Genomic DNA, 16,653 nt, shown 5'->3' on the forward strand with positions numbered 1-16,653 from the left:
TTTTTATTTTACATATTAAACAAGAACGATAATTTAACATTTTTCTTTCAAACTAAAAGCCAGCAGCTTGTTCAACAACAATAGCGTGGCGTTTAGCGAGGCGTAGGTGATCTCTATCGTAACCTCCACCTATCACAGTAGCTACAGGTGTATTGTGTTCAAGGCAGCGTTTTAATACTAAATGGTCACGTTTAGCTATGCCATCCCAGCTAATATCTAACTTACCCAAGCCATCACCTTGCCAAATATCAACGCCAGCATCGTAAAGTACTAAGCTTGGGTTTAGCTCTTTAAGTAAATAACTTAGTGTTTCGTTAACTATGGCAAGGTATTCGTCGTCCTTCATATTATTTGCCAGGCCAATGTCTAAATCGCTAGCGGACTTTCTAAAGGGGAAGTTTTTTTCACAATGGATAGAGCAAGTATACGCATAGGGTTGATGCTGTAACATTGCAGCTGTGCCATCACCTTGGTGCACGTCTAAATCAAAAATAAGTACGTTAGTTACCTCACCCGATTTAATTAAAGTTTGCGTGGTAAAGGCCAAATCGTTAACCATACAAAAACCTGAACCAAAGTCATTATGTGCGTGATGTGTACCACCAGCAAGATGACACGCTATACCGTGTTTAAGTGCTAAGCGGGCTGTCTGTAGCGTTCCTTGAGGGGCTGTAAATGTACGTGCCATAAGCTCTTTTGACCAAGGTAGACCAATGCGACGCATGGCTTTTTCATCTAAGCGGTTGTGCCATAAATCTTGGATATAATTATCGCAATGCACAAGCTCAAGCGGCTCTGGCGTGCCTAATATTGGCTCAACTAGGTTACTGCCGATTAAACCAAGCTCTGCAACATGTTGATATAAATGTGCAAATTTACTCATTACAAAGCGATGCTTAGGATCAAAGCTAAACGAGTAGTTAGGATGGTATACCAAAGGCAAATGAGGATTTAAGCGCATATTTACAAGCTTTATAAAGTTTGCGCTATGGTAATCAACTTAAGAGAATGAGTCTATTGTGAGTCATTAATAAGTGACGCTAATTCGCGATGCAGTAGCTCATCATCGGCTAAGTTTAGCTCTATTAAACGCTTTAAATAAGTAATACTGTCTATATCAATGTGATGGCATTTTAAACCAATATGATCGGCTTCAATATGGCAAATCACTACTTCCATTTTTATTTCTATATCGCTTTGAGGTAATGTAAAACGCAGTATTGCTTGCGTATTGTGGCTGCCAATAAATGCATCACAATTAGTAACCAACGCGCCATGTAACGATAGATCGAGTAATTTACACGGATACTGTTGGCTATCAAAACATAACAGAGCGTTAGTTGAAAATAGCACACGAGAAAACTGTCGACGATTTTGCATAACCTAATTTAGCCTTACTGTTTTTATAATAAATTAAGCATAGCGGGTAATTCTCTACATGCTAGCAAGATGTGCTCCTGTAATGCTGGTGACATAAAAAAGCCCTGCAAAGTGCAGGGCTTAAGTTATACAAACATAAAATTAACCAATATTTTTAGCCAATTTTTTTGTACTTAATACGTTTAGGTTGAGTTGCCTCAGCGCCTAGGGTCTTTTTAAGCCACTCTTCATATTCAGTGTAGTTACCATCAAAGAAGTTAATTTGACCTTCATCACGGTAATCTAAAATATGTGTAGCGATACGGTCAAGGAACCAACGGTCATGCGAGATACACATTACACAACCTGGGAACTCTAAAATAGCGTTCTCCAGTGCACGTAGTGTTTCAACGTCCAAGTCATTGGTTGGCTCATCGAGTAGTAACACATTGCCGCCAGCTTTTAATAACTTAGCAAGGTGTAAACGGTTACGCTCACCACCTGATAGGTCTTTAACAAACTTTTGCTGATCGTTACCTTTAAAGTTAAAGCGACTTACATATGCTCGGCTTGGGAACTCAAAGTTACCAATTTTCAGTACGTCTTGTCCGTCTGATATTTCTTGGAAAACAGTTTTGCTTTCGTCCATACCGTCGCGGAACTGATCAACAGTAGCTAGGTGTACTGTTTCGCCAACGCTGATGTTACCGCTGTCTTGCGTTTGCTCACCGCTTATCATTTTAAACAGCGTTGATTTACCCGCGCCATTCGCGCCAATAATGCCCACAATGGCACCTTTTGGCATGCTAAAGCTTAAGTCATCAATTAAAACTCGATCGCCAAAACTCTTACGAAGATTAGTTACTTCAAGTACTTGGTCACCTAAACGCGGACCAGGTGGGATAAACATCTCGTTAGTTTCGTTACGTTTTTGGTAATCAGACTGCTGCATTTCAGTAAACTGAGCCATACGTGCTTTTGACTTAGCTTGACGACCTTTAGGATTTGAACGAACCCATTCAAGTTCTTGCGCAATTGATTTTTGACGTGCTTTTTCAGATTTTTGTTCTTGCTGTAAGCGCGCATCTTTTTGTTCAAGCCAAGAAGAGTAGTTACCTTCCCATGGAATACCTTCACCACGGTCAAGCTCTAATATCCAACCAGCTACATTATCAAGGAAGTAACGGTCATGCGTTACAGCCACAACAGTGCCTTCGTAATCGTGTAAGAAGCGCTCTAACCATGCAACCGACTCGGCATCCAAGTGGTTAGTAGGTTCATCAAGGATAAGCATGTCTGGTTTTTCAAGTAATAATCGACATATAGCAACACGGCGACGCTCACCACCTGAAAGGTGCTCAATTTTAGCATCCCACTCTGGCAGGCGAAGTGCATCAGCTGCGCGTTCTAAAACGTTGTCGATGTTATGACCATCGTGCGCCTGAATAACAGCTTCAAGCTCGCCTTGCTCTTTTGCAAGTGCGTCAAAGTCAGCGTCTTCCATGGCGTATTCGTTATACACTTCGTCAAGACGTTTAAGTGCATGTTTAACTTCGCCAACAGCTTCTTCAACAGTTTCACGTACTGTTTTACTTTCGTCTAAAACAGGTTCTTGCGGTAAATAACCAATTTTAGTACCAGGCTGAGGATGTGCATCACCTTCAAAATCTTGGTCAACACCGGCCATAATACGCAGTAACGTAGATTTACCAGAACCGTTTAAACCAAGCACACCAATTTTAGCGCCAGGAAAAAAGTGCAACGAAATATCTTTTAAGATAGTGCGCTTAGGTGGCACAACCTTAGATACTCGACTCATCGAGAATATAAATTTATCAGGTAAAACCATGGAGGAAAGCCTTCAAATAATAATAAAAATTTCAATGTTGTATTGTAGTGGCTGACGGGTGAAACAGTCAACGAATGCTGTATAGAACAATACACTTACCTAAGCGGTACTTTGTTTTGATTGCTCGTTAAAAACACTACTATTACAGGATTTCTATTGTGTAAAATTCTGTAATCTATTGTTTTATATTGTTCAAATACATTTCATTTTTAACAAAAGTGGTACAGTATATTTACAAGCTGTAAAGTATAAGCAAGTTATATAGGCAGGCCACACTTAGTTTGTTGTTAAACATCACATTATTAAATATTACAAAGGTTTAAAGGAATGAACATGAAAATAGTTACAAGGTTAGGGGCATTACTTTTAGGTTTATACTCATTTTCGAGCCAAGCAGACATACTCCACGTAAATGGTTATTACCAAGGAATAGGGATAGGGTCTACGCAAATTGATGTATACGAGAGTGATAGCATACAGTTTACAACGCTTTACGGCCGGTTTGGATATCAGTTTTCGCGTTACTTTGCATTAGAAGGGCGTATAGGTTTTGGGTTAAATGATGAGTCAACGCCTCTAAACGGAATTGTTTACACTCAGAACCCACAGGACGGTTCGCTGAGTTCAGAATTCATTAAGAGCGAAATCGATTCAAGCCTTGATTTGCAAACAAGTATATTTGTAAAAGCTAATTATCCAATTTCATCTCGAGCTGATGTGTTTTTATTTGGTGGCTATGGTAGAAATAAATTAAGTTACAATGAAGGCGACTTAAAAAACCTTGCAGAATCAATAACTGGTACAGATACAAATTCTACGCTAATAACTGAGCAAAACTACGATGAAGGCGGCGTAACGTACGGAACCGGCATTGACTTTAGGCTAACTCAACGCTGGCAAGTAAGTGCTGAATACCAATATTTTGATACAAATGAAGGCGATATTTACGCTCTTAATTTATCTGTAAATTATCGTTTTTAATTATAATAGCGCTACTGATTTTAGTAGCGCTATTTCAATTCACTAAAACAAAGTACTTCAATATAAATGCATTCCCTCTCATCTATAACTTTTAGTAAATCTTAAAAAAATCATGAAAAAATTTCATTTGGACATCTATACATCTAGAGGTTGATATTTTTTACTTTCAGTTCATAATTAAGCCTCGGTTTTTATGAGCAGGAGTAAAGTATGCCAATTACAGTAAAAGACGAGTTGCCGGCAATTGCACGTTTACGTCAAGAAAACGTATTTGTAATGCCAAAAAGTCGTGCAAAAACGCAAGAAATACGCCCAATGCGTTTGGCTATTTTAAACTTAATGCCTAATAAAGTAGAAACCGAAGTTCAGTTTATTCGCTTACTTGCCAACTCACCTTTGCAAGTAAACGTAGAACTACTGCGCCTCGACACTCACCGCAGTAGCAGCAACTCAGAAGAGCACCTTGATACCTTTTACCGTTATTTTTCAGAAGTAAAAGACAACAATTACGATGCGTTAATAGTAACCGGTGCGCCACTTGCGCATTTAGAATACGACGATGTAGCGTATTGGGATGAGTTAAAGGTTATTATTGATTGGGCTGAGCAACACGTTACCTCTACGTTATTTTCGTGTTGGGCAGCGCATGCAGCGTTATATCACCGTTACAATTTAAAACGCGATTTAAAAGACGATAAACTGTGTGGCGTATTTACTCACCAGTGTTATTTTGATCACGGTGCACTGACTCGCGGATTCGACGATACCTTTTTGGTACCGCACTCACGCTACGGCCATATTGATATAAATAAAATAAACGCCTGTGAAGAACTCGTTGTACTGGCAGGTTCTGAGCGAGTAGGGGCTTACTTACTTAAAAATAAATCGGGTAGCCAAGTGTTTATAACCGGCCACCCAGAGTACGACGCCGACTCGCTAAAAGCAGAATACGAGCGCGATTGTAAAAAAAGCCCTAATGCACCAAAGCCCGAAAATTACTTTCCGGATGACGATGCAACCAAACAACCTTCAAAAACGTGGCAAAGCCATGCTTTTTTACTTTTTTCGAACTGGTTAAATTACTACGTGTACCAAACCACACCGTATGATATTAATTTAGTTAGCCAAGACGTGAGGACTAACAACTATGCCGAATAACGCTCCTACAAATAATAAGCAAGCCGAAATAAGCGCCGCATTAAAAGAACGTATTTTAATTTTAGATGGCGCTATGGGCACCATGATCCAAGATCATAAGCTAGAAGAAGAAGACTATCGCGGAGAGCGTTTTAAAGACTGGCATGTATTAATTAAAGGTAATAACGATTTATTAAGCCTAACCAAGCCCGACTTAATCACTGATATTCATCGTGGTTTTTTATCAGCGGGCGCCGATATTATCGAAACCAACACGTTTAACTCGACCACTATTTCGATGGAAGATTACGACATGGCAAACCTAAGCCGTGAAATAAACCTAGAGTCGGCTAAATTAGCACGCGCAATTTGCGATGAATTTACGGCTAAAACGCCAGAAAAACCGCGCTATGTAGCCGGTGTTTTAGGGCCGACATCTAAAACGTGTTCAATTTCGCCAGACGTAAACGATCCGGGTTACCGAAACGTTACTTTTGATAAGCTAGTTACTGCGTATGTAGAGTCTACCCTTGCATTAATGGAAGGCGGCGCCGATTTAATACTAATCGAAACTATATTCGACACGCTTAATGCAAAAGCCGCCTCGTTTGGTGTAGAAGAAGCCTTTGAGCAAGCAGGGCGCACATTACCAGTTATGATCTCGGGCACTATTACCGACGCTTCTGGCCGTACGCTTTCTGGGCAAACAACCGAAGCATTTTATAACTCTATTCGCCATATTAAGCCTATTTCGATTGGTTTAAACTGCGCGCTTGGCCCTGATTTACTGCGCCAATATGTAGAAGAGCTTTCGCGCGTGTGCGAAACCTTTACATCGGTACACCCTAATGCGGGCTTGCCTAATGAGTTTGGTGAATACGACTTAGAAGCGCCTGAAATGGCAGCCGAAATTATCGATTGGGGTAAATCGGGCTTTATTAATATAGTAGGTGGATGTTGTGGCACCACGCCTGCGCATATTCGTGCTTTTGCAAAAGGTTTAGCAGGCGTTAAACCACGCCAACTGCCAGAGCTTGAAGTACGCATGCGTTTATCAGGCCTTGAAGCCTGTAACTTAAATTAAGGAGCCAACATGACCCAACAAATAGCAGTATTTACTAATGTCGGCGAACGTACCAATGTAACCGGTTCTGCCATGTTTAAACGTTTAATCATGGAAGAAGACTTTGAAGCTGCGCTAACAGTGGCCCGCGAACAAGTAGAAAATGGCGCACAGGTTATTGATATAAACATGGACGAAGCCATGTTGGACTCAAAAGCCGCTATGGTTAAGTTTTTAAACTTAATAGCCTCAGAGCCTGATATTTCACGCGTACCCATTATGGTCGACTCCTCTAAATGGGAAGTAATAGAAGCAGGCTTAAAGTGTATTCAAGGTAAGGCCATTGTTAACTCTATATCGCTAAAAGAGGGCGAAGAGCCGTTTATTCGCCAAGCTAAAATAATAAAACGTTTTGGTGCAGCTGCCGTTGTAATGGCGTTTGATACTGACGGGCAAGCTGATACAGCAGACCGCAAATATGAAATATGTGCCCGCAGCTACAAAATATTAGTAGAAGACATTGGTTTTCCACCAGAAGATATTATATTCGACCCTAATATATTTGCCGTAGCCACCGGTATAGAAGAGCACGACAACTACGCAGTAGAATTTATTGAAGGCACACGCCGCATTAAACAAAACTTACCGCACTGTAAAGTGTCGGGCGGGGTGTCAAATGTATCGTTTTCATTTAGGGGTAATAACCCAGTACGTGAAGCTATTCACTCGGTATTTTTATACCACGCCATAAAAGCGGGTATGGATATGGGCATTGTAAATGCAGGGCAACTCGCCGTTTACGACGACATCCCAGAAGAGCTTCGTAAAGCCGTTGAAGACGTAATACTTAACACAGACCCAGGTGCAGGCGAGCGTTTAGTAGAGCTTGCACCAAAATACTCTGGTATGGCACAAGCCGAGCGAGTAGAAGATTTAGAATGGCGCACATGGCCTGTTGAAAAACGCCTTGAGCACGCGCTTGTAAAAGGCATTACTACCTTTATAGATGAAGATACCGAAGAGTGCCGCGCTGCTGCCGATAAACCTATTCACGTAATTGAAGGGCCGTTAATGGATGGCATGAACGTAGTAGGGGATTTATTTGGCGCAGGTAAAATGTTTTTACCACAAGTGGTTAAATCGGCGCGCGTAATGAAACGAGCCGTAGCCTACCTAGACCCATTTATTGAAGCCGAAAAAGAAGAAGGTTCAACCAATGGTAAAATAGTGATGGCGACCGTAAAAGGCGACGTACACGACATAGGTAAAAATATTGTAGGCGTGGTACTACAGTGTAATAACTACGAAGTTATTGATTTAGGCGTAATGGTACCTGCTGATAAAATACTGCAAACCGCCATCGACGAAAAAGCCGATATTATTGGTTTATCGGGCTTAATTACCCCATCGCTTGACGAAATGGTACACGTAGCAAAAGAAATGAAACGCCGTGGTTTTGAACTGCCGCTACTTATTGGTGGTGCAACTACCTCTAAAGCGCACACAGCAGTAAAAATTGAGCCGCAATATGACAAAGGCGTTGTATATGTAAATAACGCAAGCCGTGCAGTTGGTGTGGTTTCAAACTTATTATCAAAAGACATTAAACCTGACTTTTTAGCTAAAACTAAAGCTGAATATGTAAAAGTACGCGAGCAACAAGCGCGTAAAAAACCACGCTCTAAGCCTGTTACAATCCAGCGCGCACGCGATAACGCAGCAAAGCTTGATTGGGATAACTACACACCACCAGTGCCTAAAAAGCTGGGCGTGACCGAGTTTAAAAATGTATCAATCGCGACTTTACGTAAATACATAGATTGGACGCCATACTTTATGACGTGGTCAATTGCTGGTAAATACCCGCGCATAATGGACGATGAAGTAGTAGGCGAACAAGCGCAAAGCTTATTTAAAGACGCTAACGACATGCTCGACGACCTTGAAAAAGCAGGCAGTTTGCAACCACTTGGTGTAATTGGTTTATTCCCGGCTAACCGCGTGGGTGATGACATAGAAATATACACCGACGAAACACGCAAAGAAGTATTAACTACTTCGTGCCATTTACGCCAGCAAACCGAAAAAACTGACTTTGCTAATTATTGCCTAGCCGACTACATAGCACCCAAAGGCACACCAGACTATTTTGGCGCGTTTGCAGTAACGGGCGGCCTAGAAGAAGACGACTTAGCAAATGCGTTTGACGCGCAGCAAGACGATTACAACAAAATAATGGTTAAAGCCGTTGCCGATAGGCTCGCCGAAGCGTTTGCAGAATACTTACATGAAAAAGTACGTAAAGAGTATTGGGGTTTTGCACCAGACGAAAACCTAGCAAACGATGAGCTAATACGCGAAAACTACCAAGGTATTCGCCCAGCGCCAGGTTACCCAGCGTGCCCAGAGCACACCGAGAAAAAGAAAATTTGGCAGTTGCTCGATACCGAAAAACGCATTGGCATGCAGCTAACTAGCTCGTACGCCATGTGGCCAGGTGCTGCTGTTTCGGGTTGGTACTTCTCACACCCTGAGGCTAAGTACTACGCCGTAGCAGCTGTGCAAAAGGATCAGGTAGAAGACTACGCTAAACGAACCAATATGACGCTTGAAGAAGCTGAAAGGTGGCTATCGCCTAACTTGGGGTATGATCCGGAGTTATAGCGAAGCGGTCAGTTTTTAGTTGTGAGCTATCAGTAAACACAAAGAACAAAAACGAGCCTAATTAGGCTCGTTTTTTTGTTTTTAAATTAGTTTAGTTAGATAGAGATGTATTATGGTTTTGTCGCATAGCATTAATAAACGTTTTTTGTGAAAAATAATAAAGTCCTTTTTTTGTCTAAATAATCATATGTTTACAAAGAGTTTATTTAGTGAAATTATTAATCAAGCGAATATAAGTAGTTTTGGGATGTTATGACCCTCAAAAATTGAACCCAATAGGCTATTTAATGCTTATGCATAAGGAGAGTGAAGTGAACGATGTAGTATCATTTGCTGATGAAAGTGGAATTTCAAAAGGGTCACCTTGTTATACTATCGGTATTTTAAATGTTCCAAGTGAATATTTAGATGAATTCAATTTTAAAATTGAACAAATTTATAAATCGAGTGGGATTCAAGGTGAAATAAAGTGGGAAAAAATAAGAAAAAGCTCAGGACAAATTAATTTATGCTTAAATATCTTAAAGTTTGTACTAAGTAGCCCGTGTACTTTCCATGCTATTGCGGTATCAAAAGCCCCTTATCATAAATGGCATAGAGATGAAGAAGCGGCTTTTTACACAACGTATAATCAACTTCTAAATCAAAGTAGTAAAGGTTTAAACGCTAACTTTAAAGTATACATAGACCAGAAAAGTACAAAATACCCCAAACAAGATGAAGTAATTCAAATTATTACTAATCATATGCTTGCTAAATTACCAACATCTTCAAAAATTGAGCTTGTATCAATGCAAGACTCTAAGCTTCATTGGGGTTTACAGGCTGTTGATATATTAACTGGGGCAGTTAATACTGGTTATCTTTTATATTTCAACCCCAAATCTGATATGCAAATGGCAAAAAAACTAGCCACTTTTCGAATGGCTTCAATTTTAGGTTGGGATCAATTAGCCTATGATACTAGACCAAATAATATGTTTAACATTTGGCACTTTCCGATAGAAACTAGAGCTATACCAGATACTAGAGATATAGTTCCTAATTTTGCAGTACCAAATGTTAGTAGAGCAGAATATGAAGTTATAACAGGCTCTTAATAAGGTTTTAGACGGACTTTACTTAGGGAAGGCTTTGAAAGATTTACTCGCTTTTGTTTCATTTCGTATTTAATAACAAAAGGGCTCAAATCTTTATTCCAGACATAGTGGTGGAATTATTGCTGTAAATACACAAAATACTAAAGAGCAGACACTTGCTAAAAGCTTAATCGAACAAGGTAAGCAATCCTTGCACGCAAGTATCAATACTTTTGAAAAACCAGTACTCGATTGGAAAACGGCTAACTACCATATTCGTGTTGATGATTTAGGCGATGGAAATTACCGTTATGCAGTGTGGGGTATTAATAAAAAGCCAAGTGACAAGCCTGATATGGTTTTACTAAATGGCGATATTACATTTGAGGGCAGCGGCGGGAATCATCACTATACGTTTAAAAATGGTCGTTATAGTTATGTGCTACAAGTAACCATTATTGGCTGCGATACATCACCACCAGGTTGGCTTGAAGTTTATAAAGACGATGAGCGATTACTATTTGAAGATGTTATAAGCACTCATTAATGTATGTTTTAGTATGCTTGATAATGTAGTTCTGTTTTTAACAGTAAAACGTTCTAATAATTAGTATTTTTATAAAACAGATCTAAGTGGTAGGCTAAAAGTAGTAAGTATAAAATAGTAAGTAATTAAAAATAGTTCTCGCGCAACAAGGAACCCTCCTGTAAAGCGCTTTGCCAAGGAGTTTAGTATGATCACGCTTACCATTAATGGTAATAAACATGAGTTTTCTGGCGATCCGTCAACGCCAGTATTATGGTATCTCCGAGATGAATTGAATTTAACTGGGCCTAAATTTGGTTGTGGTATGGCACAGTGCGGTGCGTGTACCGTGCATATTGATGGGGTAGCTCAGCGCTCGTGTGTATTACCTGTAGCGGCAGCAGCAGGGCGTTCAATTACGACAATTGAAGGGTTAAGCGAGCAGGGCGACCATCCTGTACAACAAGCATGGATAGAGCATAAAGTACCGCAGTGTGGTTTTTGCCAGTGCGGTCAAATGATGCAAGCTGCAAGCTTATTAGCTACAAACCCAACCCCAACCGACGATGAAATAGTAAGTAATATGTCGGGAAATATTTGCCGTTGTGGTACATACCCGCGCATTCATAAAGCAATTAAATCAGCCGCTAAAACAATGGCGAGTGTTCAATATTTTGACCCAAATGAACAAGGGGAAGAAGTATGAGCCAAGATAACAAATATTTTGATTTAAACCGCCGTAAGTTTTTAAAAACCAGTGCAATAGGTGCATTGGTACTTGGTACTTATTTTGTAGGCAGTGCGCCAAGAGCATTCGCGGGTGTGTTAGAGCAGCCATCTGAGCAAGCAAAGCGCGCAAACTTATTTATTGCACTGCGCCCAGACGGCATGGTTGAAATAACCTGCCATCGCTCTGAAATGGGTCAGCAAATTCGCACCGCGATTGCACAAATAGTTGCCGATGAAATGGAAGCCGCGTGGGATAAGGTTATTGTTATTCAGGGTAAGGGCGACCCTAAATATGGCGATCAAAATACCGATGGCTCGCGCAGTATTCGCTACAACATGCAACGCCTGCGTGAAATGGGCGCAAGTGTACGTTACATGATGCAGCACGCTGCCGCTAAGTATTGGAAAGTTGACCCGCAGACCTGTACAGCCAATCAACACGTTGTTACACACAGCTCAGGTAAATCGCTTACTTATAAAGATTTAATCGACTTAGCGCTTACAATAACGCCACCAGAAGCTGACAAACTAACACTTAAAACACGCAAAGAATGGCGCTACATTAATACTGGCATGGCGCACATAGATTTAGCCGATTTAGTAACAGGTAAAGCAATATTTGCAGCCGATGTACGCGAACCACAAGCGCTAGTGGCTATAATTGAACGCCCGCCGGTAGTAGGCGGTGTTGTTAAGTCATTTGATGCCAGTGCTACAAAAGCGATAAACGGCGTTGTAGATGTTATTGAAATACCTGCACCAAAAGGCGCGCCGCAGTTTCAGCCAAAAGGCGGTATTGCAATTATAGCTAAAAACACATGGGCTGCATGGCAAGGGCGTAAAGCATTAAAAGTCGTGTGGGATGATGGCAAAAATGGCGATTACAATTCAGAAGAATTTAAAAAGTCATTACTAAAAACAGTACAAACTCCACAGGCAAACATACGTGATAAAGGCGATGCCATGGGCGTGTTGGCTAAATCGAGCAATAAACTCGTAGCTGATTATTACGCACCGCATCTTGCTCAAGCACCAATGGAGCCGCCGTGTGCAACAGCTATGTACAACAAAGACAGTGTTGATATATGGGCTGCTACGCAAAATCCACAAGCCGATATGAAAACAGTGGCTGCCATGCTTGGCATGGATGAGAGCAAAATTAATGTTCACGTTACCATGTTAGGAGGCGGCTTTGGGCGTAAGTCAAAACCTGACTTTTCAGCAGAAGCCGCTTACCTTTCAATGAAAGTAGGCAAACCTATTCGTGTGCAATGGACGCGTGAAGATGACATACAACATGGTTTTTACCATGCGGTTTCGGCTCAGCATATTGAAGCATCGCTAGATAAAAATGGCGCTATAGAATCTTATTTACACCGCACCGCGTTTTCACCAATTACCTCTACCTTTTCAGAAGGGGCGACTACGCCAGGGAGCTTTGAACTGCGCTTAGGGTTTACCGATAACCCTATTAACACACCTAACATGAAGTTAGAAAATGGTGATGCGCCTGCCAAAGCACGAATTGGTTGGATGCGTTCTGTATCAAATATTTTTCATGCCTTTGCTATTCAGTCATTTATTGGCGAAGCGGCGCACAAAGCCGGTCGCGACCAAAAAGACTATTTACTAGACACCATAGGTCCGAGTCGCATTGTTGATGTAACTGAGCAAAATGCCACATACGATAATTACGGTGGCGATAAAGAGGTTTACCCTTTAGATATTGGCAGACTGCGCCATGTTATTGAAAAAGTAGCTGACATGAGTAAATGGGGGCGAGAACTTCCTAAAGGGCGAGGTTTAGGCATAGCAGCACACAGAAGCTTTTTAACTTACGTAGCTACGGTAGTTGAAGTAGAAGTGTCGGATGCTGGCGATTTAAACGTAATTAAATCGTGGGTTGCGATTGATGCGGGTACGGTTGTAAACACCGACACCGTTAAAAACCAAACCCAAGGTGGCTCTATTTACGGGATTACAACTGCAATCAGCGATGGTATTACCTTTGATAAAGGCCGCGTGCAGCAAAGTAACTTTCATGATTATCGCGTACCGCGTATGAGCGACTCACCTCTTGAAGTTGAAGTTGAAATTGTACAAAGTGATGCACCACCAGCAGGGGTAGGCGAGCCATCTACACCAGTTTATGCGCCAGCATTATGTAATGCTATTTTTGCAGCGTGCGGAAAGCGTATTAGGCAGTTACCGATTGGTAACCAATTAAAAGCGTAGCTAAATAACCTACAGCTTAAACAAAAAAACCGCCAAAATGGCGGTTTTTTTAGAAGTTAGCGATTAGTGAGTTTTTTCAAACTCATCAACTTCACGCTCTGCTTCTTCTTTAGATTTACCATACTGCTGCTGGATTTTACCCACAAGCTCTGTACGGCTACCTTCAATTTTGTCTAAATCGTCGTTAGTAAGATCGCCCCATTTTTGTTGAGCCTTACCTTTAAGTTCGTTCCAATTACCTTTCATACGATCGCTGTTCATAAGTTTCTCCTTACTTAGATTTAATTAACGTTCAGTATAAAAGGAGCAAGGCGTGTACCAATAAGTTAAATTTTTATTTTTCATTTATAATCATATTGTTATGTTTTTATTGAGCAAGTAATGATTAATGTTGTGAGCACATCCTTAAAAAATGTACAGAGCGGTCTGTAATTATTTCCGATTATGTAACCCTTAATTAAATCCTTTATAACCACACAGCTTTAGCGGCGCGTTTATTTTTGGTTTTTGTTACAATGCACACAAAGCAATTTTGGGTAAATAGCTGTGCTGCCGGTTCAAGACATATATCAACAACTCGTTACTACATTACAAAGTAATCCTATTACGTTATTACAAGCGCCGCCTGGCGCGGGTAAATCTACGTGGTTGCCGCTGCAACTCATGCGTGACGGGCATTTTAAACGTATTGTAATGCTAGAGCCTCGCCGTTTAGCTGCACGTAATATTGCCAGTTATTTAGCAAAGTGCCAAAACGAGAGTGTTGGGCAAAGTGTGGGCTTGCGGATTAGGGGCGAGAGTAAAGTAAGCGCTAATACGCGCCTCGAAATAGTCACCGAAGGCATGCTAACGCGCATGCTGCAAAACGATCCCGAATTAAGCGATATAGATTTACTGATATTTGATGAATTTCATGAGCGTTCAATTGCAGCCGATACCTCACTTGCCTTTGCGCTTGAAACTCAAAGTGCGCTGCGTGACGATTTAACCATTATGCTTATGTCGGCAACGCTAGATACTGAGCGTTACACTGCGTTTTTTGATTGCCCGGTTATACAATCAAGCGGTCGCAGCTATCCAATAGACGAAATATACATACCCATAAAAGATGAAAGTCGCTGGCTTGATGCAATTCCTAACATAATAAAACAAGCACTTAATGAGCAAACAGGCAGCGCGTTGGTGTTTTTACCTGGGCAATTTGAAATACTACGCGTGCAACAAGCACTGAGCGATTTACCCAGTAACTGCCAAGTTGCAACGCTATTTGGCGAGCAGGATAAGGCCAATCAGCAAACTGCTATTGCTCCTGCACCAAACGGCATGCGCAAAGTAGTGCTTACCACCAATGTAGCCGAAACCAGTTTAACTATTGAAGGCATACGCATTGTAATTGACAGCGGCAAGCGCCGTGCAGCGACCTTTAATTTAAAAACAGGGGTTACAGAGCTCACAACACAAAGCATATCGCGCTCGTCTGCTGTGCAGCGTGCAGGGCGTGCAGGACGAATAGAGCCGGGCATTGTTTATCGAATTGGCTCAAAGCAAACCTTCGAGCGACGTAATAGCCACGACAATCCCGAAATACTCACATCAGACATAAGCCAACTTATGCTTGAGGCAAAGCAATGGGGAGCCAGTATTGATGAGCTAACCTTGCTCGATAAGCCCACTGAGCAGCAATGCGGGCAAGCAAGTAATCTGCTTAACATGCTAGAAGCTATTGATAGCAAAGGTAAGCTCACACCGCTTGGCAGTAAAATGTTAGGTTTTGGTGCTGATATTCGTTTGGCGCATATGCTATTAAAAGCACAAATACTTGATGACCAACTCCCTGGTATTTTTAGGCTCGCTATTTATTTAGTGGCATTACTTGAGAGCCGAGTAAATAGTGCAAACGAGTTGAGTTTAGCGCTGCATAGCCAGCAGCAACGTCCGCATCCGGTATTTAAACAACAGTTAAAATATTGGCAAAGCCGCTTAAAAGTAAAAGACGAAAACAGCGAATTAAATACGCATTATATTAGTTTGCTAGTGGCATTGGCATACCCCGATCGCATCGCTAAAAAACGCGGTAATGGTTATTTACTTGCCAATGGTGCAGGTGCTGAGTTAAATGCAGATTACTGGCACAACGACGATTACTTAGCCATAGCAACCATGGGCGGGCACAAAGGTGGGCGTATATTTGCAGCCACCGCACTTAACCCATTTGAGTTACAAGAATTTTTACCGCATTTATTTAGTGAACTTACTCGTTGTGAGTTTGATGAAAAATCAGCGCGCTTTATTCATCAAGATGAAGTGAAACTCGGGGCTATAACGCTCAGCAGCCAGCCTAGTAAACAAAAACTAGATAAGAGCGAGCGTGCTAAAGCGTGGCTTAGCTTATTTACTAAACACGGTTTTGCTTTATTTAACGAGCAACCTGATGCGCAACAATTGCTGATACGTATGAGCCTAGCAAGTAATTTAATGCCCGATAAATTCCCGCAAATAAACGAGCAACAACTTATTCAAAATGCAGCGCAGTGGCTAGGCGTGTTTTTAGAAGATATTAAAACGCTCACGCAGCTTAAAAAGTTTAACTACTTTGAAGCATTACAAAACTGCTTTGATTGGCAACAACAAACCACGTTAAAAGCTTTGTTACCTTTGCGCTTAACGGTGCCCAGTGGCTCAAATATAAAAATAGAATACCAACTTGATGGCCCCGCAAAGCTAAGCGTGCGTATGCAAGAAGTTTATGGCTTGACCAGTACGCCTATGCTTGCCAATGGTAAATTGCCATTGCTTATGGAGCTGCTATCGCCAGGTAAACGTTCATTGCAACTTACTCAAGATTTAGCCCACTTTTGGGCTAGCAGTTACCGCGATGTGCAAAAGGAAATGAAAGGCCGCTACCCTAAACATTTTTGGCCAGACGACCCAGCCAACAGCGTTGCAACAAATAGAGTAAAGAGCAAAATGTAATTTGCCGTATTTTATAACTTTATTTACTTTAAATAGTGTGTTTTTATATTAAAAACAA

General features: G+C 41.2%; 12 protein-coding genes and 1 pseudogene. 9 read left to right on the top strand and 4 right to left on the bottom strand.

Annotated elements, in window-relative coordinates:
• Positions 1 to 52 precede the first annotated feature (52 nt).
• The 3 genes from H5092_RS18260 to ettA form a co-directional block, all read right to left on the bottom strand.
• Entirely contained in the window at positions 53 to 961 is a 909-nt protein-coding gene (locus tag H5092_RS18260; protein WP_024596551.1) for a histone deacetylase, read from the bottom strand.
• Positions 962 to 1,014: 53 nt separating this feature from the next.
• Positions 1,015 to 1,380, bottom strand: coding sequence for a PilZ domain-containing protein (locus H5092_RS18265; RefSeq protein ID WP_002958114.1), 366 nt, complete (start codon positions 1,378 to 1,380; stop codon positions 1,015 to 1,017).
• A gap of 154 nt (positions 1,381 to 1,534) precedes the next feature.
• Positions 1,535 to 3,208: an energy-dependent translational throttle protein EttA gene (gene ettA, locus H5092_RS18270; protein ID WP_024596550.1), complete on the bottom strand. Its 1,674-nt coding sequence runs from the start codon at positions 3,206 to 3,208 to the stop codon at positions 1,535 to 1,537.
• Positions 3,209 to 3,541: 333 nt separating this feature from the next.
• On the opposite strand from ettA, the gene H5092_RS18275 reads away from it, so the two are divergent.
• The 8 genes and pseudogenes from H5092_RS18275 to H5092_RS18310 all read left to right on the top strand — a co-directional run bounded on the left by H5092_RS18275 (position 3,542) and on the right by H5092_RS18310 (position 13,622).
• Entirely contained in the window at positions 3,542 to 4,189 is a 648-nt protein-coding gene (locus tag H5092_RS18275; protein WP_024596549.1) for a porin family protein, read from the top strand.
• Between the two features lie 210 nt (positions 4,190 to 4,399).
• Positions 4,400 to 5,347: a homoserine O-succinyltransferase gene (metA, locus tag H5092_RS18280; RefSeq protein ID WP_002958117.1), complete on the top strand. Its 948-nt coding sequence runs from the start codon at positions 4,400 to 4,402 to the stop codon at positions 5,345 to 5,347.
• Complete coding sequence (locus H5092_RS18285) at positions 5,337 to 6,410, top strand: homocysteine S-methyltransferase family protein (protein WP_024605362.1); 1,074 nt, start codon at positions 5,337 to 5,339, stop codon at positions 6,408 to 6,410. Before metA ends, H5092_RS18285 begins: the two co-directional genes overlap by 11 nt.
• Before the next feature lie 9 nt (positions 6,411 to 6,419).
• Positions 6,420 to 9,053, top strand: coding sequence for a methionine synthase (gene metH, locus H5092_RS18290; protein WP_182734481.1), 2,634 nt, complete (start codon positions 6,420 to 6,422; stop codon positions 9,051 to 9,053).
• A 311-nt stretch (positions 9,054 to 9,364) separates the two neighbouring features.
• Positions 9,365 to 10,153: a DUF3800 domain-containing protein gene (locus tag H5092_RS18295; RefSeq protein ID WP_182734483.1), complete on the top strand. Its 789-nt coding sequence runs from the start codon at positions 9,365 to 9,367 to the stop codon at positions 10,151 to 10,153.
• Between the two features lie 109 nt (positions 10,154 to 10,262).
• A pseudogene (locus H5092_RS18300) lies at positions 10,263 to 10,679 on the top strand (hypothetical protein); the annotation flags it as partial.
• A 187-nt stretch (positions 10,680 to 10,866) separates the two neighbouring features.
• Positions 10,867 to 11,364: a (2Fe-2S)-binding protein gene (locus H5092_RS18305; protein ID WP_182734485.1), complete on the top strand. Its 498-nt coding sequence runs from the start codon at positions 10,867 to 10,869 to the stop codon at positions 11,362 to 11,364.
• Entirely contained in the window at positions 11,361 to 13,622 is a 2,262-nt protein-coding gene (locus H5092_RS18310) for a xanthine dehydrogenase family protein molybdopterin-binding subunit (protein WP_182734487.1), read from the top strand. The genes H5092_RS18305 and H5092_RS18310 overlap by 4 nt, the downstream gene beginning before the upstream one ends.
• 63 nt (positions 13,623 to 13,685) lie before the next feature.
• Here H5092_RS18310 and H5092_RS18315 read toward each other — a convergent pair whose 3' ends face one another.
• Positions 13,686 to 13,883, bottom strand: coding sequence for a CsbD family protein (locus H5092_RS18315; protein WP_008132353.1), 198 nt, complete (start codon positions 13,881 to 13,883; stop codon positions 13,686 to 13,688).
• A 285-nt stretch (positions 13,884 to 14,168) separates the two neighbouring features.
• On the opposite strand from H5092_RS18315, the gene hrpB reads away from it, so the two are divergent.
• Positions 14,169 to 16,595, top strand: coding sequence for an ATP-dependent helicase HrpB (gene hrpB / locus H5092_RS18320; protein ID WP_182734489.1), 2,427 nt, complete (start codon positions 14,169 to 14,171; stop codon positions 16,593 to 16,595).
• Positions 16,596 to 16,653 lie beyond the last annotated feature (58 nt).

This window comes from Pseudoalteromonas sp. SR41-7 (assembly GCF_014163935.1).
In the GTDB taxonomy this organism is placed as follows: Bacteria; Pseudomonadota; Gammaproteobacteria; order Enterobacterales; family Alteromonadaceae; genus Pseudoalteromonas; species Pseudoalteromonas distincta.